We start from the raw sequence: 22,477 nt of genomic DNA on the forward strand, positions 1-22,477 counted from the left end.
GGCGACAATCCGCCTATGGGACATGTAGAGGCCGCACACCTGGAGTACTACCTGCCGGACGGGCGGGTCCTGCTCGGCGACGCGTCGTTCCGGGTGGGGGAGGGTGCGGTGGTGGCCCTGGTCGGGGCCAACGGCGCCGGCAAGACGACCCTGCTGCGGATGATCTCCGGCGAGCTCCAGCCGCACGGCGGGACCGTCACCGTGGGCGGCGGGCTCGGGGTGATGCCGCAGTTCGTGGGCTCGGTGCGGGATGAGCGCACGATCCGTGACCTGCTGGTTTCCGTGGCGCAGCCGAGGATCCGGGAGGCGGCGGCCGAGGTGGACCGGGCCGAGCACCTGATCATGACGGTCGACGACGAGGCCGCGCAGATGGCGTACGCGCAGGCGCTGAGCGACTGGGCGGACGTACAGGGGTACGAGGCCGAGACGCTGTGGGACGTGTGCACCATGGCCGCGCTGGGGGTCCCGTACGACCGGGCCCAGTTCCGCGAGGTGCGCACGCTCTCCGGCGGTGAGCAGAAGCGGCTTGTGCTTGAGGCGCTGCTGCGCGGCCCCGACGAGGTGCTGCTGCTCGACGAGCCGGACAACTACCTCGATGTGCCGGGCAAGCGGTGGCTGGAGGACCAGCTGCGGGCGACCCGCAAGACGGTGCTGTTCATCTCGCACGACCGGGAGTTGCTGTCCCGGGCCGCCCAGAAGATCATCGCGGTCGAGCCGGGCGTCGAGGGGTCGGACGTGTGGGTGCACGGCCGCGGCTTCGACACCTTCCACGAGGCCCGCAAGGAGCGCTTCGCCCGCTTCGAGGAGCTCAAGCGGCGCTGGGAGGAGAAGCACGCCCAGCTGAAGAAGCTGGTGGTCTCGCTGCGGCAGGCGGCCGCGGTCAGCCACGAGCTGGCCTCGCGGTACGCGGCGGCCCAGACGCGGCTGCGCAAGTTCGAGGAGGCGGGGCCGCCGCCGGAGCCGCCGCGCGAGCAGGAGATCACGATGCGGCTGCGCGGCGGGCGTACCGGTGTACGTGCCGTGACCTGCGAGAACCTTGAGCTCTCGGGGCTCATGAAGCCGTTCTCGCTGGAGATCTTCTACGGGGAGCGGGTGGCGGTCCTCGGGTCGAACGGCTCCGGGAAGTCGCACTTCCTGCGGCTGCTGGCGGGGGACGCGTCGGTGGCCGCCACGGGTACCTGGAAGCTGGGCGCGCGGGTGCTGCCCGGCCACTTCGCGCAGACCCACGCGCATCCCGAGCTGCTCGGGCGCACGCTCGTCGACATCCTGTGGACGGAGCACGCGAAGGACCGGGGCGGGGCGATGTCGGTGCTGCGGCGGTACGAGCTGGAGCGCCAGGGGGACCAGGCCTTCGAGAAGCTCTCCGGCGGGCAGCAGGCGCGCTTCCAGATCCTGCTGCTTGAGCTGGCGGGTACGACCGCGCTGCTGCTGGACGAGCCGACGGACAACCTCGACCTGGAGTCGGCGGAGGCGCTTCAGGAGGGGCTTGAGGCGTACGAGGGAACGGTCCTGGCCGTGACCCACGACCGGTGGTTCGCTCGCTCGTTCGACCGGTATCTGGTGTTCGGGTCGGACGGGGTGGTGCGGGAGACGGCGGAGCCGGTGTGGGACGAGCGGCGGGTGGAACGCGCGAGGTGAGCCCCTCCCCGCGCCGTCGAGCCCGCCGTGCCCGCCGCCGGCGTGGAGCGGCTCGTGGAGTACGTGCCCGCCAAGGAGGTCGGCGTCGCCGCGTGCAGCCGGCGGGCGGGGCCGTACCAGCGCCAGGTCGAGCGGTGGCTGAAGCTGGCCGTCGACGGGAAGCAGTCCGCCGCCGACTGCGCCGCCGTCCGCCGCTTCCAGACCACCCACGGCATCCACCCGAACACCGGCTTCGCCGGCCCCGCCACCTGGGGCACCATGCGGCTGCTCGCCGCCCGGGCCCATCCCAACGCCGCCGGCCGCTGCCCCGTCCGCACGACCCGGACCGTCTGTGTCGACCTCGACCGTCAGCTCATGTGGGTGCAGACAGGGGCAAACGTCACGTACGGGCCCGTCGCCATTCGTAGTGGGCGGCCCGGCTACGCCACCCGTACCGGTACCTACCCCGTCTACTGGCGGCACAAGAACCACTGGTCCACCATCTACAACGCGCCCATGCCGTACGCCCAGTTCTTCAGCGGCGGGCAGGCGTTCCACGCCATCTACGACAACATCTACTCCGTCGTCGGGTCGCGCGGATGCGTGAATCTGACCTACTCGGACGCCAGGCGGCTGTGGGGCGCGCTGCGCAAGGGTGACCCGGTCCACATCTGGGGGCGCAGGCCCGGCGCCTGAGGCGGGGGCGCAGCTCTGAGAGACTTGGCGCGATGACCGCGATGACTCAGACCGTGCACACCCGAGCCCGCGCCGAGATCGATCTGGCCGCCCTGCGCGCCAACGTCCGTGCGCTGCGCGCCCGTACCCCCGGCGCGCAGCTCATGGCCGTCGTGAAGGCGGACGCGTACGGGCACGGCGCGCTGCCCTGTGCCCGGGCCGCGATCGAGGCGGGCGCCGCCTGGGTCGGCACCGCGACCCCGCAGGAGGCCCTGGCGCTGCGCGCGGCCGGGATCGGTGGCCGGATGCTGTGCTGGCTGTGGACGCCCGGCGGGCCCTGGCGCGAGGCGATCGAGGCCGACATCGACGTGTCGGTGAGCGGGATGTGGGCCCTGCGGGAGGTCACGGAGGCCGCGCGCCGGGCCGGGCGGGTCGCCAGGATCCAGCTCAAGGCCGACACCGGGCTCGGGCGGGCCGGGTGCCAGCCCGCCGACTGGCCCGAGCTGGTCCAGGCGGCCCTCGCGGCGCCCGAGGTCCGCGTCACCGGCCTCTGGTCGCACTTCGCCTGCGCCGACGAGCCCGGCCACCCCTCCATCGCCGCCCAGCTCACCCTCTTCCGTGAGCTGGTGGCGTACGCCGAGAAGGAGGGCATCGAGCCCGAGGTGCGGCACATCGCCAACTCCCCGGCCACCCTCACCCTCCCCGAGTCCCACTTCGACCTGGTACGGACCGGTATCGCCATGTACGGCGTCAGCCCCGCGCCGGAGCTCGGCGCACCGGGCGACTTCGGGCTGCGGCCGGTGATGACGCTCGCCGCGTCCGTGGCGCTGGCCAAGCAGGTGCCGGCGGGCCACGGCGTCAGCTACGGGCACCACTACGTCACCAAGGCCGAGACCAACCTCGCCCTGGTCCCGCTCGGATACGCGGACGGGATTCCCCGGCACGCCTCCGGGCGCGGGCCCGTGCTGGTCGGCGGGAAGGTGCGGACGGTCGCGGGGCGCGTCGCCATGGACCAGTTCGTGGTCGACCTCGACGGGGACAGTGTCGAGCCGGGCGCGGAGGCGGTCCTGTTCGGGCCCGGCGACCGGGGCGAGCCGACCGCCGAGGACTGGGCGCGGGCCGCGGACACCATCGCGTACGAGATCGTCACCCGGATCGGTTCGCGGGTGCCGCGCGTCTATCTGAACGAGAGTTCCGACAGCTGACCCCCCGGCGGCCGGACCAGCGGGGGCGGCCACCCGGACCAGGACCACAAGGAGCGGCACGGTGAGCGAGACCAGCACGGGGGACGCGGTGCAGGCGGCCGTGGGCAGCTGGCGCCGGGCGGGGCTGGCCGGCGCCGCGATAGGCGTGGTCGCGGCGGGGGCCGCCGCCGGGGTCGCGGTCGAGCGGCTCACCGTGGGGCGCGGTATGCGCAAGAAGGCCCGACTGGCGCTGGACGCGGCGGGGCCGTACGGCGCGCTGCGCGGCACGCCGGGGCGCGCCTACAGCGACGACGGCACCGAGCTCTACTACGAGTCCGACGAGGCCGAGCCGTCCGCCAAGGTCAACGGGGCGCGCAAGCGGCGGCTGTTCGGCCGCAAGGCGCCCGCGCCCGTCACCGTCGTCTTCTCGCACGGTTTCTGTCTGAGCCAGGACGCCTGGCACTTCCAGCGGGCCGCGCTGCGCGGGGTGGTGCGGACCGTCCACTGGGACCAGCGCAGCCATGGCCGTTCGGCGCGCGGCGAGGCGCAGACGCAGGGCAGGCCGGTCACCATCGACCAGCTGGGCCGCGACCTCAAGGCGGTCCTGGACGCGGCCGCCCCCGAGGGGCCGCTGGTGCTGGTGGGGCACTCGATGGGCGGGATGACGGTGATGGCGCTCGCCGACCAGTACCCGGAGCTGATCCGCGACCGGGTCGTCGGGGTCGCCTTCGTCGGCACGTCGTCGGGCCGGCTGGGCGAGGTCAGCTATGGGCTGCCGGTGGCGGGGGTGAACGCGGTGCGCCGCATCCTGCCCGGGGTGCTCAGGGCGCTCGGCTCGCAGGCGGAGCTGGTGGAGCGGGGGCGGCGGGCCACGGCGGACCTCTTCGCCGGGATGATCAAGCGGTACTCGTTCTCCTCGAAGGACGTGGACCCGGCGGTGGCCCGGTTCGCGGAGCGGATGATCGAGGGGACGCCGATCGACGTGGTGGCGGAGTTCTATCCGGCCTTCGACGACCACGACAAGGAAGCGGCGCTGCAGATCTTCGCCGAGGTGCCCGCGCTCGTCCTGGCCGGCGACCGCGACCTGGTCACGCCCAGCTCGCACAGCGAGTCCATCGCGGACCTGCTGCCCGACGCCGAGCTGGTCATCGTCCCGGACGGCGGGCACCTGGTGATGCTGGAGCACCCCGAGACGGTCACCGACCGGCTGGCGGACCTGCTGGTGCGCATCGGCGCGGTCCCGGAGGCGACTAACGTTGGCACGTATGGAAGCACCGCACAGCCAGGCCACTGACGCCACGACCCGGCTCACCCTCGACTCGCCCGCCGAGATGCAGGAGTTGGGCCGCAAGATCGCCAAACTGCTCCGCCCGGGCGATCTCGTCCTGCTCACCGGTGAGCTCGGCGCGGGCAAGACGACACTGGCGCGCGGTCTCGGCGAGGGCCTCGGGGTGCGCGGCGCGGTGACCTCCCCCACCTTCGTGATCGCCCGGGTCCACCCGTCCCTGACCGGCGGCCCGGCCCTGGTGCACGTGGACGCGTACCGGCTCGGCGGCGGTCTGGACGAGATGGAGGACCTGGACCTCGACGTCTCGCTGCCGGACTCCGTGGTGGTCGTGGAGTGGGGCGACGGCAAGGTCGAGGAGCTCTCCGACGACCGGCTGCACGTGGTCATCGACCGGGTGGTCGGCGAGACGGACGACGACCGCCGGGTGGTGACCGTGACCGGTCTGGGTACGCGGTGGTCGGGAGCCGGGATCGAGGGCCTGTAGCCGTCCGTGGCGGGGCGGGGCGCGTGGGACACGTACGTTCCGACAAGCCGTCGGCAAAATGTTGCGCGGGTCCCGCCGGGCGTGGTCACATGGTAGGAGAGACCTGGTTAGGTCTACCTAACCACGCCTTCTCCAGGAGCCGGGAGGCCGCCATGACCGTGTCGGAGCGCGAAGCGCAGCCGCGGCGTACGCAGGGTGTGTCCATGAGCGATCTGCTGGCCTCCTGCGCGGCGGCGAACGCCGTCTCGACGCCGCCGAAGCGGACCGAGCCGGACCCGACCGAGACGCCCGAGGCGGGGCGGGAGGGCGGCACGCGCCGCGACGCCGCCTGACCCGTATCACTCGTTCGGGTGTTTCCCGCAGTACGTCGGACCCGCGGTACGCCGACGGGTCCTGCCGTGCTCGCTACTGCACCACGACGATCTTCGAGCCGATGGTGGCGAACGTCCACAGCGCGTTGCCGTCCTCGCGCTTCATCCGGATGCCGCCGGTGCGCTTGCCCGGGTCGGGGCTGGCCAGCTTGCCGTTGACCGCCGCGCTGAAGCCGATCGTCACGGAGTCGACGGTGGCGAACCGCACCACGTGCTCGATCGGCACGCCGTCCGAGCCGGGCACGGACGCGGCCCGCGAGGTCACCGCGTAGTTGCCGGGCTTGGGGCTGACCGTCGACGGCATGACCGCGAAGGTCTTGGGCGCCAGGCCCTTGAGTGTCTTGGTGCCGACCAGCCAGACCCGCTTGCCGCTCAGCGAGTAGACGACGCGCGGGCCGACGCCGGAGTTCGGCGGCAGCGCCGTCACGTTCTTGGAGGGCGCCTGGCCCTTGGGCGGCACCGCCGTCGAGGAGCTCGGGGCGGGCGAGACCGTGGTGCCGGGAGCCGCCAGATCGGCCTTGGACGGGGCGTTCGCCGACGCCTGGTAGGCGAGGAAGCCGACCGCCGCGAGCGCCGCCGCGGTGAGCCCGGCCACGAATCCCGAGCTGCTCCTTGCCACCTGACTCGCCCCTTTCGTATGTACGGACCGCGGATGTGTACAAGCCTGCGGTCATATCTGCGGCTGACGGTAGCAGCCGGGGGCGGCCGGGGCGGGACGCCGTGCCCCCGGCGCCGTGGCCGTAGGCTGTTCGCGTGCTCTTGCTCGCCGTTGATACCGCCACCCCCGCCGTGACCGTCGCCCTGCACGACGGTACGGACGTCGTCGCCGAGACCAGCCGGGTGGACGCCCGCCGCCACGGGGAGCTGCTGCTGCCCGCCGTCCACCAGGTGCTCGCGGACGCCGGGCTCACGCTCGACGCCGTCACGGACCTGGTCGTCGGGGTCGGTCCCGGCCCCTACACCGGACTGCGCGTCGGTCTGGTGACGGCCGCGACCTTCGGCTCGGTGCTCGGGGTGCCGGTCCACGGCCTGTGCACGCTCGACGGCCTGGCCTACGCCTCCGGCATCGAGGAGCCGTTCGTCGTCGCCACCGACGCGCGCCGCAAAGAGGTCTACTGGGCCCGCTACGACGACTTCCGCAGCCGGGTGAGCGAGCCGTCCGTCGACCGGCCCGCCGAGATCGCCGAGCAGGTCGCCGGGGTGCCGGTGGTCGGCGCGGGCGCGCTGCTCTACCCCGAGGCGTTCCCGCACGCGCGCGGCCCCGAGCACCAGTCGGCGGCGGCGCTCGCCTCGCTGGCGGCGGAGAAGCTGGCGGCGGGCGCGGAGTTCCTGGCGCCGGTACCGCTCTATCTGCGCCGCCCGGACGCGCAGGTGCCCAAGAACTACAAGGTGGTCACCCCCCAGTGAGCGTGGTGCTCCGTGAGATGCGCTGGTGGGACATAGAACCGGTGCTCGCGCTCGAACACGAGCTGTTCCCCGAGGACGCCTGGTCGGCGGGGATGTTCTGGTCGGAGCTCGCACACGCCAGGGGGCCGGGCGCGACCCGGCGCTATGTGGTCGCGGAGGACGGGTCGGGCCGGCTGGTCGGCTACGCGGGCCTCGCGGCCGCGGGCGGCCTCGGTGACGTCCAGACCATCGCCGCGGCCCGCGACCAGTGGGGCACGGGCCTGGGCGCCCGGCTGCTGACCGACCTGCTCAAGCACGCCACCGCCTTCGAGTGCGACGAGGTCCTGCTCGAAGTGCGAGTGGACAACACACGGGCCCAGAAGCTCTACGAGCGCTTCGGCTTCGAGCCCATCGGATTCCGGCGGGGCTACTACCAGCCGGGGAACGTCGACGCGCTCGTGATGCGCCTGATCGTCCAGGAACACGACCGAGAAACAGAAGAGACTGACTGATGGCTGACGAACCGCTGGTACTCGGCATCGAGACCTCCTGCGACGAGACCGGCGTCGGCATCGTGCGCGGCACGACACTGCTCGCCGACGCCGTCGCGTCCAGCGTGGACACCCACGCCCGGTTCGGCGGTGTGGTGCCCGAGATCGCCTCCCGCGCACACCTGGAGGCGATGGTCCCCACCATCGAGCGCGCCCTGAAGACCGCCGGGATTTCCGCCCGGGACCTCGACGGCATCGCGGTGACGGCGGGGCCGGGCCTCGCGGGCGCGCTGCTCGTCGGCGTCTCCGCCGCCAAGGCGTACGCGTACGCCCTGAACAAGCCGCTGTACGGGGTGAACCACCTGGCCTCGCACATCTGCGTCGACCAGCTGGAGCACGGGCCGCTGCCCGAGCCGACGATGGCGCTGCTGGTCAGCGGCGGCCACTCCTCGCTGCTGCTCGCGCCGGACATCACCGCGGACGTCCGCCCCATGGGCGCGACGATCGACGACGCGGCGGGCGAGGCCTTCGACAAGATCGCCCGGGTCCTGGACCTCGGCTTCCCGGGCGGCCCGGTGATCGACCGGCTCGCCAAGGAGGGCGACCCGACAGCGATCGCGTTCCCGCGCGGACTGAGCGGCTCGCGCGACCCGGCGTACGACTTCTCCTTCTCGGGGCTCAAGACGGCCGTGGCCCGCTGGATCGAGGCGAAGCGGAACGCGGGCGAGGAGGTGCCCGTCCGGGACGTGGCCGCCTCCTTCCAGGAGGCCGTGGTCGACGTCCTGACCCGCAAGGCGGTACGGGCCTGCAAGGACGAGGGCGTGGACCATCTGATGATCGGCGGTGGCGTCGCGGCCAACTCGCGGCTGCGCGCGCTCGCCCTGGAGCGGTGCGAGAAGGCGGGCATCCGGCTGCGGGTGCCCAGGCCCGGGCTGTGCACGGACAACGGGGCGATGGTGGCGGCGCTCGGCGCCGAGATGGTGGCGCGCAACCGGCCCGCCTCGGACCTGGATCTGTCGGCGGACTCCTCGCTGCCGGTGACGGACCCTCATGTGCCGGGTACGCAGGGCCACGCGCACGACCACGACCATGTGCACGAGGTCAGCAAGGAGAACCTGTACGGATGACCGTCGCCCTGATGTGGGAGGCGCGGGCGGCCCAGGGCCGGGGCGAGGAACTGCTCGCCTGGGCCCGCGCCCAGGCGCTGCCCTGCGCTCCGGTGCGCCATGAGGTCTTCGCGGCGCCCCAGGACCGGGTGCTCGTGATCACCTGGTGGGACGCGGCGTACGACGCGGAGCTGCCCGAACTGCCGGAGCCCGACGGGGAGTTGGTGACCCGGGCGGTGCACCGCTGGCGCTTCGAGTCACGGGGAGTGGAACCTCCGGCCTGAATTCTGCATCGATCTGTACGCAGGGGGCGTATCGGTCGGCGGTTCGGACGGTTGGTTCACAGTGGGTAAGAAGAGCGCGGCAGCGGCGGGACTGGTTCTGACCGGGGTACTGCTGGCCACGGGCTGCTCCTCGTCGGACGGCGGCTCCGGGGGCGGTCCGGCCAGGAGCAGCGGTACGGCGGCCAAGCCTTCCGCGCCGGCCTCCGCCCCGGCCCAGGGCGCCGAGGACGGCGTCGCGGGCGCGGACGCGTACCGCAAGTGGGGCCTGAAGCCGCTGCCCGCGGCTCCGGCGGCGCCCGCGCGCAAGCCGGTGACGGCGAAGCCGGGCGAGGTCCCGGTGATCAGCGACATCCCCACCAAGCAGAAGATCGTCTTCCTGACGTTCGACGACGGGGCCGAGAAGGACCCCAAGTTCGTCGAGATGATGCGGGACCTGAAGATCCCCTTCTCGATGTTCCTCACCGACGCGGCGATCAGTGCCGACAAGGGCTACTTCAAGCCGCTCCAGCAGCTCGGCAACGCCATCCAGAACCACACCCTGACGCACCCCAACATGCGTACGGAGAGCGGCTCCCGGCAGCAGCACCAGATATGCGGCCAGCAGGAGAAGCTGGCCAAGGAGTACGGCAAGGCGCCCCGGCTCTTCCGGCCGCCGTACGGCAACTGGAACGAGGGGACGCGCGCGGCGGCCAAGGCGTGCGGGATCCAGTCGATCGTGCTGTGGCGCGAGTCGATGCAGATCCAGAACATGCAGTACCAGCGCGGCGACAAGAAGCTCCACCCCGGCGACATCATCCTGGCCCACTTCCGCGGCAAGAGTGAGCTCAAGGGCCACACGATGACCGAGATGACGGCGAACATGCTCCGCCACATCCAGGAGCAGGGCTTCGCGGTGGCGCGCCTGGAGGACTACGTCTGAGCCCGTGGGGCGGGCCTCGACGGGGGCCGGAGTCCGGACGCACCGAGGAGCACACCATGCCGCGCTACCTGTCGATGGTCCGCATCAACGAGGCCGACGCCCCCGCCGAGGGCCCCAGCCCCGAGCTGATGGAGCGGATGGGCCATCTGATCGAGGAGATGACCAAGGCCGGGGTCCTGCTCGACACCGCCGGGCTCACCCCCACCGCCCAGGGCACCAGGGTCACCTGGTCGGGCGGGAAGCTCTCGACGACCGACGGGCCGTTCACCGAGTCCAAGGAGGTCGTCGGCGGCTACGCACTGATGCAGTGCAAGGACATGGCCGAGGCGATCGAGTGGGCCAAGCGGTTCCTGACGATCCATGAGGAGCACTGGACGGTCACCTCCGAGATCCGCGAGATCTTCGAGGGCTGAGCGCCCCTCGGGGCCTCTCGGGCCCACGTGCTCGCGGCCGGCGATTGCCGCCGGGCCGCCCGGGTGCTCTCATGACTGCCCGTGAGCACAGAAAAGGACGCGGTCGAGACCGTCTTCCGGATCGAGTCCCCGCGCATCATCGCCGCCGTCACCCGGATCGTGCGGGACGTCGGCATCGCCGAGGAGCTGGCGCAGGACGCGCTGGTCGCCGCCCTGGAGCGGTGGCCGGAGACAGGGGTCCCGGACAACCCGGGCGCCTGGCTCACGGCCACCGCCAGGCACCGGGCCGTCGACCTGGTGCGCCGCCGCGAGACGTACGCGCGCAAGCTCGCCGAGATCGGGCGCGACCTCGACGAGGCGGTGGCGGAGCCGGAGTTCGCGGCCGCCGAGGACACGGACACGATCGACGACGACCTGCTCCGGCTGATCTTCACCGCCTGCCACCCGGTGCTCTCCACCGAGGCGCGCATCGCCCTGACGCTGCGGCTGCTCGGCGGGCTGACCACCGACGAGATCGCCCGCGCCTTCCTCGCCCAGGAGGCGACCGTCGCCCAGCGGATCTCCCGCGCCAAGCGGTCGCTCGCCACGGCGGGAGTGCCGTTCGAGGTGCCGCACGGGCCGGAGCGCGACGAGCGGCTCGCCTCCGTCCTGGAGGTCATCTACCTCGTCTTCAACGAGGGTTACTCGGCGACGGCCGGTGACGACCTGGTGCGCCCGGCGCTGTGCGAGGACGCGCTGCGGCTCGTACGCGTGCTGGCCGCTCTGATGCCCGAGGAGCCCGAGGCGCACGCGCTGGCCGCGCTCCTGGAGATCCAGGCCTCGCGGACGAACACCCGCACGGACGCGACGGGCGCCCCCGTGCTGCTCGCGGACCAGAACCGCTCCCGCTGGAACCGGCTCCTGATCCGGCGCGGCTTCGCGGCCCTGACCCGCGCGGGCGAACTCGGCGGCGCCCCCGGCCCGTACGCGCTCCAGGCCGCCATCGCCGTCTGCCACGCGCAGGCCGCCTCGTACGAGGAGACCGACTGGGCGGCGATCGCCACGCTCTACCGGCGGCTCGCGGCGATCGCCCCCTCCCCGGTGGTGGAGCTGAACCGGGCGGTCGCGGTGTCGATGGCCGAGGGCCCCGGGGCGGGCCTGGCGATCGTGGACGCCCTCGCCGCCGACCCGGCCCTGCGCGGCTACCACCTGCTGCCGAGCGTCCGGGGCGACCTGCTGGAACGCCTCGGGCGTACGGCGGAGGCCCGCGCGGAGTTCGCCCGCGCGGCGGGGCTGACGCGCAACGCGCGCGAGCGGGAGCTGCTGCGGGCGCGCGCGGCGGGGTGAGGCCGGGCGTTCCCGCGGGCGGCCGATGAGTTTCGCGGGCGGGCCCGGTCTACCTTCCTGAGCCGCCGGTACCCGCCGGACGGCCCGGCCGAGAGGGAGGCAGTCCCCATGTCCGCACAGAAGATCACGACGTTCCTGTGGTTCGACGACAAGGCCGAGGAGGCCGCGCGGTTCTACGTCTCCGTCTTCGGCGGGGACTCGCGGATCGCCGGGACCACGCGGTACACGGACTCGTTCCCCGACCAGGCCGGCCAGGTGATGACCGTCGACTTCGTGCTGGCCGGCCAGGAGTACACCGCGCTCAACGGCGGCAAGCAGGACTTCTCCTTCAATGAGTCCATCTCGCTCTCCGTCGACTGCGCGTCCCAGGAGGAGGTCGACGCGCTCTGGGCCACGCTGACCGCCGACGGCGGCGAGGAGGGGCCGTGCGGCTGGCTCAAGGACAAGTACGGCCTGTCCTGGCAGATCGTGCCGCGCGCGATGCGCGAGATCCTGTCGAGCGACGACCGGGCGGCGGTGGACCGCGCGGTGGGGGCCATGATGAAGATGAAGAAGCTGGACGTGGCGGGGCTGCGGGCGGCGTACGAGGGGGAGTGACGCCGTCGGCTCCCGGGCGCCGGGGCCGGCACCGCCGGTGGAGTCATCGCCGGTGCAGCAGCTCCACCACACCGGCCAGGCCCTCGTCACCGTGCCCGTCCTCGACGCGGCGCCGCATCAGCGAGAAGAGCGGGGCGAGCAGCTCGGTGCTCACCCCCTGGGCGCGGCCGAGGCCCGCGAGCACGTCCTGGGCGGCGACCTGCATGGCGAGGCCGGACTCCGCCTTCGGGTAGGTGCCCTTGGCGGTCTGCGCCGCCATCTCCGGCAGACCGGCGGCCATCGCGCCCAGCCAGGGGACGAGCAGCGCGGTCGTGAACTCCTCCACGTCCGCGCCCGCCGAGCGCACCAGCGCCGCCGACTGGAGGAACCCGGCGAACATCCCGTACATCCCGGTCAGCAGCGCCAGGTCGTGCAGCGGCGCCTGCCCCGGGTCGTCGCCGAGGAAGACCGCGCGGCCGAACACCCCGAGCACCTCGCGGTGGGCCTCGAAGGCCGGGGTGGAGCCGCTGTAGAGCACCAGGGCCTCGGGGCGGCCGATCATCGCGGGGACGGCCATGACGCCGCCGTCGAGGTAGTCGGCGCCCAGCGCCCGTACCTTGACGGCCAGTTCGCGGGCCTCCTGGGGCGACCCGTTGGTGAGGTTCACGACGACGCGCCCGCGCAGGGCTGCTCCGGCGGTGTCCACCAGCGCGTGCACATCCGCGTACCCGAGGACGCAGAAGACCACCAGGTCACCGGCCGCGGCGGCGTCGGCGACGCGCGCGGCCCGCAGCGCGCCGCGCTCGACGAGCGGGTCCGCCTTGGCGGGAGTGCGGTTCCAGACGGTGGTGGTGTGCCCGGCGGCGAGGAGGGCGTCGGCGAGGGCGGTGCCCATGGCACCCAGACCGACGACGGATACGGAACTCATGGCGGAACGCTCCTTGGCAGGGGGTGAGCTGGCGGATTCGCCGTCGCTCCCGAGTCTCGGCCGGTGTGCGGGGGAGCGACAAGTACCGACTTTCAAGTGGGTACTTACCGAAAAGTGCGTACGGGGGCGGGCTGCCGCGCAGCCGCCCCGTCGGCTGACGGCCGGGCTCCGAGGCGCCGGTAATCTCATGCTCATGCCATTCCGCACGCCCCTGCCACCGCCCCCGCCCCCGGTCGAGATCCGCGCCTGGCCCGACCGGAACGCGCTGCTCGTGGACCGTGCGGGCGTCCTGAACCACCTGGTGGCACGGCAGTTGGGGCCCGGACGGATCGTGGCGCACTGGGGCTGGGCGGTGCTGCTCGCCACCGGCTGGGCGTTCGTGGGGACGGCGTTCATCGCGTTCACCGAGGCACTGGACGTGCTGTCGATGCTGTTCGGGCTGGTCTGTCTGGTGATCGGGCTCGGCGCGGTGGTGCCGACGGCCGTGGCGATCGTGGCGGGTCTGCGCAAGGACGCGCGGATCCGTCGACTGCTCGTCCAGTGGGCCGAGTTGGACAGCCACCCCGCGACCGACGCCGGGCTGCGCGCCCCCGGTCTGAGCCTGGCGTGGCTGCTGCCGGGCGGGCTGATGTGCGCGGTGGGCCTGTTCGTGTGCGTGGCGGTCCCGGCGGAGGCGCGGCCGGGCGACGACACCTATGGCGTGGTGGTCCTGGGGATGGGCCTGGGCCTGGTGTGCTGGCTGACGGGCCTGATCGCCGTCACCAAGGCCCTGGCTCACCGCCGCTGGGCCCTACGGCTACGGCCCTCCGCGCACCTATCCTGAACGCGCGTACGCACGTCGCACGGTTTCAGGGGGAAGGCGGCAACGATGGAATGGTACTGGTGGGTCCTCATAGTCTTCTGGATGGGAGGCTTCGGCTGGGCGGCCGACACGGGCCGCACGGCCCTGCGCACCCGCCACGAACGCAGGATCGAACGCCTGGAGGCGGCCCGGCAGGAACGTCTCGCCCTGGAGACGGCCAACCGCCCCCCGGAGCCCGTCTGCGGCTGCACCCACCACCTCGCCAAGCACGACAAGCAGGGCAAGTGCCACGAGCGGGTCGAGATCCCGGTCGCCTGGGACGAGTCCAAGCACCCGCTCCGCTACGAGTCGGGCCAGTGCAACTGCCAGCAGTACGTGGGGCCGCAGCCGCTGTCCCAGGTGTTCGCGGAGGAACTCACGGATCTGGCGTAGCCGTGCGGGGGCAGCGCTCCTGAGGGAGGGTGCCTGGCGTGGCGCGCCCGGGCGGTGTCGGGGCTAAGGCTGGAGTACCGGGTGGCCGATCAGCATCGTCGGGGCGCCGGCCACGCGGGTCAGGAACACCGTCGCCGAGCGCTTTCCCCGGAGTTTCATCTTGCGGCGCAGTTCCTCCGGTTCGACCGCCGAGCCGCGCTTCTTGACCGTCAGGATGCCGACCTCTCGCTCCCGCAGCAGCGCCTTCAGCTTCTTCATGTTGAAGGGGAGCTCGTCGGTGATCTCGTACGCGGTGGCGAACGGCGACTCGTACGGCTCGTCGCTCGTCACGTACGCGATGGTCTCGTCCACGAGGCGGCCGTCGCACGCCGCCACGATCTCGGCCACCAGGTGGGCCCGGATGACGGCGCCGTCCGGCTCGTGCAGATAGCGGCCCACCGGGCCGACCGGCGGCGGCGGGAGCGGGGCGGAGGTCCACAGGGTGGCCTCGGCGGGGAGGAGCGTGGCGCGGACCGCGCCGGGCGTACGGGTGTGCAGGGGGGCGCGCGCGGCGCCGAACCACAGCACGGCCTCCTTCACGTCACCCCCGTCCGAGATCCACTCCGCCTCGGCCTCCGGCGGAACCGACTCGTGGGGGATGCCGGGGGCGATCTTCAGGGCGGCGAAGGGGGCCTTCAGGGCGGCGCCGACGGCCCAGGACAGCGGCGGCGAGTAGGCCTCCGGATCGAAGATGCGCCCGCGTCCGCCCCGCCGCGCGGGGTCGACGAACACCGCGTCCCACCCCGCCGTGTCCACGTCCGTCACATCCGCGCACCGCACCTCGATCAGGTCCGCGAGGCCCAGCGCCGCCGCGTTCGCCCGGGCGACCTCCGCCGTCAGCTCGTCGCGGTCCACCGCGAGGACGGAGATGCCGGCCCGGGCGAGCGCCAGGGCGTCGCCGCCGATGCCGCAGCACAGGTCGGCCACGCCCCGTACGCCCTGGGCGGCGAAGACCCGGGCGCGGTAGGCGGCCACCGACGCGCGCGTGGACTGCTCGACGCCGTTGGGCGTGAAGAACATCCGGTACGCGTCGTCCGCGCCGAACTTCGCGACCGCGCGCTGCCGCAGCCGCGCCTGGGCCAGGGCGGCCGAGACGAGCTCGGGGGCGTACGTCCGGCGCAGCCGGGTCGCCACCGCCAGCTCCTGGGACGGGTCGTAGTCGCGGAGCGAGTCCAGCAGGCCCATGCCCTCGGGGGTGAGCAGGGCGCGGAAGGTGTCGAGGTCGTTCACCCGCCCCATTGTGGGCCAGGTGGGGGACGGTGCGCGTCCGGTGACGGGTGTCGCCACAGGTATACCGCCCCGCACTGACAGGATGCGGCGGCATGCAGCTTGTACGACAAAAGGAAGAAAACGGGCGCGCCTCGAGGAAAGCCCCGCTCGTTCTGCTGGCCGGGCTCGTCGTCACCGCGCTCGCCTCCGGGTGCGCCGCAGAGGAGACCCGTACCGGCCGGCCCGGCGGCCGGGCCGCCGCCGGGCCGCAGGCCTACGACAACGACGCCGCCCGCGCCCTCGCCGGCTACTCCGCCCAGCTCAAGGAGGCGCAGGCCGCCCGGGTGGTCGCGGCGAAGAAGTGGAAGCTGGCCAAGGTGCCGCTGCCCGCGCCCGCCCCGCCCGCCGCCAAGCCGAAGATCACCAACCGGCCCGGCTTCGAGACGGACGGCGGCGACTCGCTGCCGCCCGTCTTCACGACCGTCCCGACCAAGGACCGGATCGTCTTCCTCACCATCGACGACGGGGCCGACAAGGACCCGGAGCTGCTGAAGATGATGCGGGAACTGCGCATCCCCTACAGCGCGTTCCTCAGTGACTACCTGGTCCGTACCGACTACCCGTACTTCAAGCGGATGCAGGGTCTTGGCGTCACGCTCAACAACCACACGCTCAACCACCGCTATATGCCCGCGCTCTCCTACGCGGAGCAGCGGCACGAGATCTGCGACCAGCAGGACAAGATCGGGAAGTGGGCGGGCAAGCGGCCCCGGCTCTTCCGGCCGCCGTACGGCAACTACAACGAGGACACGCTGCGGGCGGCCCAGTCGTGCGGGATCAAGGCGGTGCCGCTGTGGGCGGCGGAGGTGTTCCCCGACCACATGGAGTGGCGCGAGTGGGACCGCGATCTGCATCCCGGTGACATCGTGCTCACGCACTTTCGGGGGCGGGAGGATTGGAAGGGCACGATGCCGGACATGGTCCGGCGGGTTATGAAGGTGATCACCGACAAGGGGTATGCGGTGGCCAGGCTGGAGGATTACGTGTGACGTGTGGGCGGGCGTTTTCCCCCACCCCGCCCGTTCCCTTAACCCTCCGGGGGCGGGGTGGGCGGCACGGCAGGCCGGGGGGACGCGTCGAACGCCGCCGCGACCAGCTCCTCCGCGGGGGAGAGGTCGCGCCGGGCCGGCGCCGGCACGGTCGGCGTCGCGGACGCGGCCGGCGCGGACTCCTCGGCGGGCGCCGGCACGGTGGCCGAGGCAGCGGCCGGCTCCTCCGTCGGAGCCGCCGTCAGTTCGGCGCTCTCCGCGTCGCGATCGCGTCCGAACACTTTGCGCAGCAAGCTCCGAATGCCCATGGGCGAGGCCTTTCGCATGAGTTGGGTGCGGGTGGTGCGGGGGGTTGCGTACCACGCCGCGTGAGCGGGAGCCCGGGCGTGGACACGTAAGGTTAGCGATCCGATCCGGTCAACCTCGGCAGGGGGCGGACGACGCCGTACCGGTTACCTCCCCGACGGCGTCCGCCACCGCGCGATCTGCTGTTCCGGATCGCCCGTGTACACCCACGGCACCCGCGCCGCCCGCTCCCCGAGCAGCCCCACCAGGGAACGCGCCTGCGGGCCGAGCCCCGCGCAACACGCGGCGTGGGCGAGGTAGTTGAGCTCGGCGGCCTCCGCGAGCGGCACCGGGCCGGGCGGGCGGCCGCCCAGCCAGCGGTCGTACGTGCGGCGCAGCTCGGTCACCGCCAGCTCACCGCTCCAGTGCTGCCCGAACCCCCGCACCGGCTGCCCCTCGGCGCCCTCGGCGGCGTACCGGTACTCCTCCACGCGGGCGATCTGCACCAGGACCGGCAGCGCGGACCCCTCGGGCGCCGCGCCCGCCGCGTCCCGGGCGAAGTCGTACATCGTGCCGTGCGTACCGTGCCAGCGGGCCGAGAAGTAGCGCAGCATCTGGACGTGGCCCTCCACGTGGTACGGGTCGCGGCGGCGCAACTCGTCCCACCAGCCGCGCAGATCGCGCCGGGGCACCCCGTCCTCGTACAGCCGCGCCACCGTGAGCAGCGACGCCCACGGCATCGGATCGGACGGGTGGGCGTCGGCCGCGCCGAGGCAGACCAGCACGGCCCTGTCGAGCCGGTCCCGGTCGAGCGTTCCGCCGCGACCCGCGGCGATGGCCCGGTGGAAGACCCGCACCACCTCGGTGGCGGCCCGCAGCACGGCCGCGTCCGCGCTGTCGGGCTCGGCGGCCCGCCACGCCTCGACGACGGTGGAGCCCGCGACGGCGGGTGCGAGCAGCCGGATCCGGTGGGTGCGCAGGGGCCAGTCGTCGCCGGTCGCCCGCAGCAGGTCCCGTACGCCCTGCCAGCGCCCGATCACGATGTCGTGCCGGGCGGTGGCGAGCGCGCGGTCACCGAGGTCCGGGTCGAAGCGGACGGCCGGGGTACGGCGGCGGCCAAGGCCCATCAACACCCCTCTCCGGTCCCCGTGGACGTCTCAGAAGTCGGTCGGCAGGGCGGCGCCCGCGTACTCGGGGCGGCCCGGGCCGGTGTACGCCTCGTCGACCGCGACGGCCCGGCCGGCGTCGAGGGCGGCGGGCCGGTAGTAGGCGCTGCCGCGCCGCCAGTACCAGAGCATCGGGGCGAGCCCCGCGGCGAGACCGCCGAGGCCGATGGCGATCGCGGCGGCGCTGAGCTGGGTGAGCGAGGCGAGGAAGACGCAGAACATGAAGGCGGCGCCGAGCGCGGGCCACAGCCCGCCGAGGACGAAGGAGCCGACCGAGGAGGTCAGTGTGGAGCGGTACGCGACGACCGCGGCCAGGCCCGCCAGGCCGTAGTAGAACGTGGTCTGCAGACCGATCGCGGCGAGCGCGTCGGCCATGATGTCCTCGACCGAGCCCAGCGCGTTGGAGGCGACGAACAGGGCGAGGGCGACCGCGCCGACCGCGACGACGGCGACCCACGGGGTGTTCCAACGGCGGTGCACGGCGCCGAGCGCGGCCGGCAGCGTACGGTCGCGGCCCATCGCGAACAGCGAGCGGGTGACCTGGAGCAGCGTGGTCTCCAGGGTGGCGATCGTGGACAGGACGACGGCGAGCACCATGAGCTTGCCGCCGACACCGGGCCAGATGGTCTCGCCGAGCACGGCGAGGACGTTGGACTCGTGCTGCTCGATGGCGCCCGGCGTCAGCGTCATGTTGACGGCGACGGTGAACCCGACGAAGAGCAGGAAGACGACGGCGAGGCCGACGAGGGCGGCGAGCCCGGCGGTGCGGCGACTGTCGCGCGTCTCCTCGCTGAGGTTGCTGGTGACGTCCCAGCCCCAGTAGTAGAACGCGGCGATCAGGGTGCCGGAGGCGAAGCCGCGTACTCCGTCGAAGTGGCTGAAACCGAGCCATGACCAGTCGAACGGGGCGGCGCCGCCGTGGTGGAGGAGCGCGCCGACGGCGAAGACGACGAGGATCGCGAGCTCGACGCCGGAGACGAGGACCTGGGCGCGGGCGGAGAGGCGGGCGCCGCCGAGCACCACGGCGAGCATCAGCAGGAACCAGCCGGCGCCGGTCGCGGTGGCGAGCGCGGTGTTCCGGGCGAGTTCGGGGTCGAGGAGGGCGAGGGTCATCTGCCCGGCGGGCAGCGAGCCGGCGACCATGAAGAGGGTGGCGGCGACGACGAGCGCCCAGCCGCTCATGAAGCCGAGGAAGGGGTGCAGGGTTCTGGCGACCCATGAATAGGCGGCGCCCGCGTTGACGTCCAGGCGCCCGAGCCTTCCGAAGGCGAGGACGATGCCGAGCATGGGTATCGCGCAGTAGAGGAGTGCGGCGGGGCCGGCCAGGCCGACGGCTCCGGTGAGTACGGCGGTGGTGGCGGCCAGGGAGTACGCGGGGGCGCTGCCCGCGACGGCCATGACGACGGTGTCGAACGTGCCGAGGGCGTTGGCGTGTAGTCCTCTGCCGGGGTGGCGGCTGTTGCTCATGGTCGTCCTTTGCTGCGCTCCACGACATATGGCGGTATGCCGGAACTCCGTGCCCCGGGGGAGGGTGTGGGAGACCGCGTGCATCGTAGTGTCCCGCCCACCCAATTCCAGCCACCCGGAACCTCAATCCCCACTTGCCCCCGGGCAGGTACGGGCGCCGTTTTGGGCCCGGCCCTTGCCTGCGGCCCGGTGGGGCAGTCCTTTCAGGCCCGTCGTTCACCTGCAGGCCGGTGGGTGGCTGCTCGCGCAGTTCCCCGCGCCCCTAAAAACCTCGGTCACCTGCGGGCCGTGCCTGCGCCCCTAAGGGGCCGTCGTCTGTCTGCGGACCGTGGGTGGTTGCTCGCGCAGTTCCCCGCGCCCCTAGGTAGTCGGCCGCAGCCGGAGAGCTCGGCTCCGCCATACGGCGAGTCTTTTGCCCGCAGGCCGGTGGGGGCTGGCCGCGCAGTTCCCCGCGCCCCTGGGTAGTCCGCCGCAGCCGGGGGACTTGGCTCCGCCATGCGGCGAGTCTTTTGCCCGCAGGTCGGTGGGGGCTGGTCGCGCAGTTCCCCGCGCCCCTGAAGGGTCGGGGCTCCGCCCCGGACCGGCGTCGCGCTGGGGCCGGCCCAGGGCCGGAAGGGTGGGCACAGGAGCCCGGCGCACCCCGCGAGAAGACCCTCCGGTTTCGGTCGCCACGGGCCTCGGCTTGGCACTCCGCTTGACCGAGTGCTAATCGCCGTCCTAGTCTCGGCTCTGGCACTCCCCACTGGAGAGTGCCAACACAGCGACGGGCAGGTCCGGCACCCGCGACGACGGATCCACCTGGTCGCCACCCAAACAGTTAACCCCGTGAGATCTCCGAAGGGGGAGACCGGACCGTGACGACCACCAGCTCCAAGGTTGCCATCAAGCCGCTCGAGGACCGCATTGTGGTCCAGCCGCTCGACGCCGAGCAGACCACGGCCTCCGGCCTGGTTATTCCGGACACCGCCAAGGAGAAGCCCCAGGAGGGCGTCGTCCTGGCCGTGGGCCCGGGCCGGATCGAGGACGGCAAGCGCGTCGAGCTCGACGTCGCCGTCGGCGACGTCGTGCTCTACAGCAAGTACGGCGGCACCGAGGTGAAGTACAACGGCGAGGAGTACCTCGTCCTCTCGGCTCGCGACGTGCTCGCGATCATCGAGAAGTAATTCATCTCGAAGCGAATGCTTCTGAGCTGCGCCCCTGGCCACCCCGCTGACAGCCGGGCGGCAAGGGGCGCAGTTTTCGTATCACCGAGTTTCCGAGAGGGCTGAACCGCTTCCATGGCGAAGATCCTGAAGTTCGACGAGGACGCCCGTCGCGCCCTTGAGCGCGGCGTCAACAAGCTTGCCGACACTGTGAAGGTGACGATCGGCCCCAAGGGCCGCAACGTCGTCATCGACAAGAAGTTCGGCGCTCCCACCATCACCAACGACGGTGTGACGATCGCCCGTGAGGTCGAGCTCGACGACCCGTACGAGAACCTGGGCGCCCAGCTGGTGAAGGAGGTGGCGACCAAGACCAACGACATCGCGGGTGACGGCACCACCACCGCCACCGTGCTGGCCCAGGCGCTGGTCCGCGAGGGTCTGCGCAACGTCGCCGCCGGCGCCTCCCCGGCCGCCCTGAAGAAGGGCATCGACGCGGCCGTCAAGGCCGTCTCCGAGGAGCTGCTCGCCACCGCGCGTCCGATCGAGGACAAGTCCGACATCGCCGCCGTGGCCGCGCTCTCCGCGCAGGACCAGCAGGTCGGCGAGCTCATCGCCGAGGCGATGGACAAGGTCGGCAAGGACGGTGTCATCACCGTCGAGGAGTCCAACACCTTCGGCCTGGAGCTGGAGTTCACCGAGGGCATGGCCTTCGACAAGGGCTACCTCTCGCCGTACATGGTCTCCGACCAGGAGCGTATGGAGGCCGTCCTCGACGACCCGTACATCCTGATCAACCAGGGCAAGATCTCCTCGATCCAGGACCTCCTGCCGCTGCTTGAGAAGGTCATCCAGGCCGGCGCCTCGAAGCCGCTGCTGATCATCGCCGAGGACGTCGAGGGCGAGGCCCTGTCGACCCTGGTCGTCAACAAGATCCGCGGCACGTTCAACGCCGTGGCCGTCAAGGCCCCGGGCTTCGGCGACCGCCGCAAGGCGATGCTGCAGGACATGGCCACCCTCACCGGTGCCACCGTCATCGCCGAGGAGGTCGGCCTCAAGCTCGACCAGGCCGGTCTGGACGTGCTGGGCTCCGCCCGCCGCGTGACCGTCACCAAGGACGACACCACGATCGTCGACGGCGGCGGCGACAGCGCGGACGTGGTCGGCCGCGTCGCGCAGATCAAGGCCGAGATCGAGTCCACGGACTCCGACTGGGACCGCGAGAAGCTCCAGGAGCGCCTCGCGAAGCTCGCCGGCGGCGTGTGCGTGATCAAGGTCGGCGCCGCCACCGAGGTGGAGCTCAAGGAGAAGAAGCACCGTCTGGAGGACGCCATCTCCGCGACCCGCGCCGCGGTCGAGGAGGGCATCGTCTCCGGTGGTGGCTCCGCGCTCGTCCACGCCGTCAAGGTCCTGGAGGGCAACCTCGACAAGACCGGCGACGAGGCCACGGGTGTCGCGGTCGTCAAGCGTGCCGCCGTCGAGCCGCTGCGCTGGATCGCCGAGAACGCCGGCCTTGAGGGCTACGTCATCACCTCGAAGGTGGCGGAGCTGGAGAAGGGCAACGGCTTCAACGCCGCGACCGGCGAGTACGGCGACCTGGTCAAGGCCGGCGTCATCGACCCGGTCAAGGTGACGCGCTCCGCCCTGGAGAACGCCGCCTCCATCGCCTCCCTGCTGCTCACGACCGAGACCCTGGTCGTCGAGAAGCCGGCCGAGGACGAGGGCGACGCCGGTCACGGCGGTCACGGCCACAGCCACTGACCTGCTGTGACGCGCTGACGTCGTACGACGTGTGAGGGCCCCTGTTCCGCCGGAAGCGGAGGAACAGGGGCCCTCCC

At 72.4% G+C, this 22,477-nt stretch carries 25 protein-coding genes; 19 read left to right on the plus strand and 6 right to left on the minus strand.

Annotated elements, in window-relative coordinates:
* The first annotated feature begins 15 nt into the window (after positions 1 to 15).
* From A8W25_RS19560 to A8W25_RS19585, 6 genes are all read left to right on the plus strand, one after another.
* Positions 16 to 1,638 carry an ATP-binding cassette domain-containing protein gene (locus A8W25_RS19560; protein ID WP_067163191.1) on the plus strand — a complete coding sequence of 541 codons (1,623 nt, stop codon included), beginning with the start codon at positions 16 to 18 and terminating at the stop codon, positions 1,636 to 1,638.
* Between the two features lie 27 nt (positions 1,639 to 1,665).
* Positions 1,666 to 2,313 carry a L,D-transpeptidase family protein gene (locus A8W25_RS19565; protein ID WP_079126182.1) on the plus strand — a complete coding sequence of 216 codons (648 nt, stop codon included), beginning with the start codon at positions 1,666 to 1,668 and terminating at the stop codon, positions 2,311 to 2,313.
* 41 nt (positions 2,314 to 2,354) lie between these two features.
* Positions 2,355 to 3,497, plus strand: coding sequence for an alanine racemase (alr, locus tag A8W25_RS19570; protein WP_067164240.1), 1,143 nt, complete (start codon positions 2,355 to 2,357; stop codon positions 3,495 to 3,497).
* Positions 3,498 to 3,558: 61 nt separating this feature from the next.
* Positions 3,559 to 4,770, plus strand: coding sequence for an alpha/beta fold hydrolase (locus A8W25_RS19575; RefSeq protein WP_067163193.1), 1,212 nt, complete (start codon positions 3,559 to 3,561; stop codon positions 4,768 to 4,770).
* On the plus strand, positions 4,742 to 5,248 hold the full coding sequence (gene tsaE, locus A8W25_RS19580; protein ID WP_067163195.1) for a tRNA (adenosine(37)-N6)-threonylcarbamoyltransferase complex ATPase subunit type 1 TsaE: 507 nt from the start codon (positions 4,742 to 4,744) through the stop codon (positions 5,246 to 5,248). The genes A8W25_RS19575 and tsaE overlap by 29 nt, the downstream gene beginning before the upstream one ends.
* Positions 5,249 to 5,451: 203 nt before the next feature.
* The gene (locus A8W25_RS19585) at positions 5,452 to 5,580 is read left to right on the plus strand and encodes a hypothetical protein (RefSeq protein ID WP_420708483.1); all 129 of its coding nucleotides are present in this window, start codon (positions 5,452 to 5,454) and stop codon (positions 5,578 to 5,580) included.
* 73 nt (positions 5,581 to 5,653) lie between these two features.
* Here A8W25_RS19585 and A8W25_RS19590 read toward each other — a convergent pair whose 3' ends face one another.
* On the minus strand, positions 5,654 to 6,238 hold the full coding sequence (locus A8W25_RS19590; protein ID WP_079126183.1) for a hypothetical protein: 585 nt from the start codon (positions 6,236 to 6,238) through the stop codon (positions 5,654 to 5,656).
* A 134-nt stretch (positions 6,239 to 6,372) separates the two neighbouring features.
* Between A8W25_RS19590 and tsaB the strand changes: the two genes are divergently transcribed.
* The 8 genes from tsaB (at position 6,373) to A8W25_RS19630 (ending at position 12,141) form a co-directional block, all read left to right on the plus strand.
* Entirely contained in the window at positions 6,373 to 7,026 is a 654-nt protein-coding gene (gene tsaB, locus A8W25_RS19595) for a tRNA (adenosine(37)-N6)-threonylcarbamoyltransferase complex dimerization subunit type 1 TsaB (protein ID WP_067163200.1), read from the plus strand.
* A 17-nt stretch (positions 7,027 to 7,043) separates the two neighbouring features.
* The gene (gene rimI / locus A8W25_RS19600) at positions 7,044 to 7,517 is read left to right on the plus strand and encodes a ribosomal protein S18-alanine N-acetyltransferase (protein ID WP_067164242.1); all 474 of its coding nucleotides are present in this window, start codon (positions 7,044 to 7,046) and stop codon (positions 7,515 to 7,517) included.
* Entirely contained in the window at positions 7,517 to 8,623 is a 1,107-nt protein-coding gene (gene tsaD, locus A8W25_RS19605) for a tRNA (adenosine(37)-N6)-threonylcarbamoyltransferase complex transferase subunit TsaD (protein WP_067163202.1), read from the plus strand. The genes rimI and tsaD overlap by 1 nt, the downstream gene beginning before the upstream one ends.
* A complete protein-coding gene (locus A8W25_RS19610) occupies positions 8,620 to 8,886 on the plus strand; it encodes a hypothetical protein (protein WP_067163203.1) in 267 nt (88 codons plus the stop codon). The genes tsaD and A8W25_RS19610 overlap by 4 nt, the downstream gene beginning before the upstream one ends.
* Positions 8,887 to 8,947: 61 nt before the next feature.
* The gene (locus tag A8W25_RS19615; RefSeq protein WP_067163205.1) at positions 8,948 to 9,805 is read left to right on the plus strand and encodes a polysaccharide deacetylase family protein; all 858 of its coding nucleotides are present in this window, start codon (positions 8,948 to 8,950) and stop codon (positions 9,803 to 9,805) included.
* A 56-nt stretch (positions 9,806 to 9,861) separates the two neighbouring features.
* Positions 9,862 to 10,218, plus strand: coding sequence for a YciI family protein (locus A8W25_RS19620; RefSeq protein ID WP_067163207.1), 357 nt, complete (start codon positions 9,862 to 9,864; stop codon positions 10,216 to 10,218).
* An 81-nt stretch (positions 10,219 to 10,299) separates the two neighbouring features.
* Entirely contained in the window at positions 10,300 to 11,544 is a 1,245-nt protein-coding gene (locus A8W25_RS19625) for an RNA polymerase sigma factor (protein WP_420708484.1), read from the plus strand.
* Between the two features lie 108 nt (positions 11,545 to 11,652).
* On the plus strand, positions 11,653 to 12,141 hold the full coding sequence (locus A8W25_RS19630) for a VOC family protein (protein ID WP_067163211.1): 489 nt from the start codon (positions 11,653 to 11,655) through the stop codon (positions 12,139 to 12,141).
* A 43-nt stretch (positions 12,142 to 12,184) separates the two neighbouring features.
* Here A8W25_RS19630 and A8W25_RS19635 read toward each other — a convergent pair whose 3' ends face one another.
* Positions 12,185 to 13,048 (minus strand): NAD(P)-dependent oxidoreductase, encoded by an 864-nt coding sequence (locus A8W25_RS19635; protein WP_067163213.1) that lies wholly within the window; start codon positions 13,046 to 13,048, stop codon positions 12,185 to 12,187.
* A gap of 193 nt (positions 13,049 to 13,241) precedes the next feature.
* Between A8W25_RS19635 and A8W25_RS19640 the strand changes: the two genes are divergently transcribed.
* Together A8W25_RS19640 and A8W25_RS19645 are read left to right on the plus strand one after the other, a co-directional pair.
* Positions 13,242 to 13,871, plus strand: a complete 630-nt coding sequence (locus A8W25_RS19640) for a hypothetical protein (RefSeq protein ID WP_067164244.1) — start codon at positions 13,242 to 13,244, stop codon at positions 13,869 to 13,871.
* 45 nt (positions 13,872 to 13,916) lie between these two features.
* Complete coding sequence (locus tag A8W25_RS19645) at positions 13,917 to 14,282, plus strand: hypothetical protein (RefSeq protein WP_067163215.1); 366 nt, start codon at positions 13,917 to 13,919, stop codon at positions 14,280 to 14,282.
* Positions 14,283 to 14,345: 63 nt separating this feature from the next.
* On the opposite strand, the gene A8W25_RS19650 is transcribed toward A8W25_RS19645, so the two are convergent.
* Positions 14,346 to 15,506 (minus strand): class I SAM-dependent methyltransferase, encoded by a 1,161-nt coding sequence (locus tag A8W25_RS19650; RefSeq protein WP_324616278.1) that lies wholly within the window; start codon positions 15,504 to 15,506, stop codon positions 14,346 to 14,348.
* Positions 15,507 to 15,643: 137 nt separating this feature from the next.
* Between A8W25_RS19650 and A8W25_RS19655 the strand changes: the two genes are divergently transcribed.
* Positions 15,644 to 16,579, plus strand: a complete 936-nt coding sequence (locus A8W25_RS19655) for a polysaccharide deacetylase family protein (RefSeq protein WP_067163219.1) — start codon at positions 15,644 to 15,646, stop codon at positions 16,577 to 16,579.
* Between the two features lie 38 nt (positions 16,580 to 16,617).
* Here A8W25_RS19655 and A8W25_RS19660 read toward each other — a convergent pair whose 3' ends face one another.
* From A8W25_RS19660 to A8W25_RS19670, 3 genes are all read right to left on the minus strand, one after another.
* The gene (locus tag A8W25_RS19660; RefSeq protein WP_067163221.1) at positions 16,618 to 16,860 is read right to left on the minus strand and encodes a hypothetical protein; all 243 of its coding nucleotides are present in this window, start codon (positions 16,858 to 16,860) and stop codon (positions 16,618 to 16,620) included.
* Positions 16,861 to 17,031: 171 nt separating this feature from the next.
* Positions 17,032 to 17,991 carry a hypothetical protein gene (locus A8W25_RS19665; RefSeq protein ID WP_067163223.1) on the minus strand — a complete coding sequence of 320 codons (960 nt, stop codon included), beginning with the start codon at positions 17,989 to 17,991 and terminating at the stop codon, positions 17,032 to 17,034.
* Positions 17,992 to 18,021: 30 nt separating this feature from the next.
* Positions 18,022 to 19,497 carry an APC family permease gene (locus tag A8W25_RS19670; RefSeq protein WP_067163224.1) on the minus strand — a complete coding sequence of 492 codons (1,476 nt, stop codon included), beginning with the start codon at positions 19,495 to 19,497 and terminating at the stop codon, positions 18,022 to 18,024.
* Between the two features lie 854 nt (positions 19,498 to 20,351).
* Here A8W25_RS19670 and groES point away from each other — a divergent pair.
* On the plus strand, positions 20,352 to 20,660 hold the full coding sequence (groES, locus tag A8W25_RS19675; protein WP_067163226.1) for a co-chaperone GroES: 309 nt from the start codon (positions 20,352 to 20,354) through the stop codon (positions 20,658 to 20,660).
* 114 nt (positions 20,661 to 20,774) lie between these two features.
* Positions 20,775 to 22,400 carry a chaperonin GroEL gene (gene groL, locus A8W25_RS19680; protein WP_067163227.1) on the plus strand — a complete coding sequence of 542 codons (1,626 nt, stop codon included), beginning with the start codon at positions 20,775 to 20,777 and terminating at the stop codon, positions 22,398 to 22,400.
* The last annotated feature ends 77 nt before the right edge of the window (positions 22,401 to 22,477 follow it).

It is taken from the genome of Streptomyces sp. ERV7 (assembly GCF_001653515.1).
Lineage (GTDB): Bacteria > Actinomycetota > Actinomycetes > Streptomycetales > Streptomycetaceae > Streptomyces.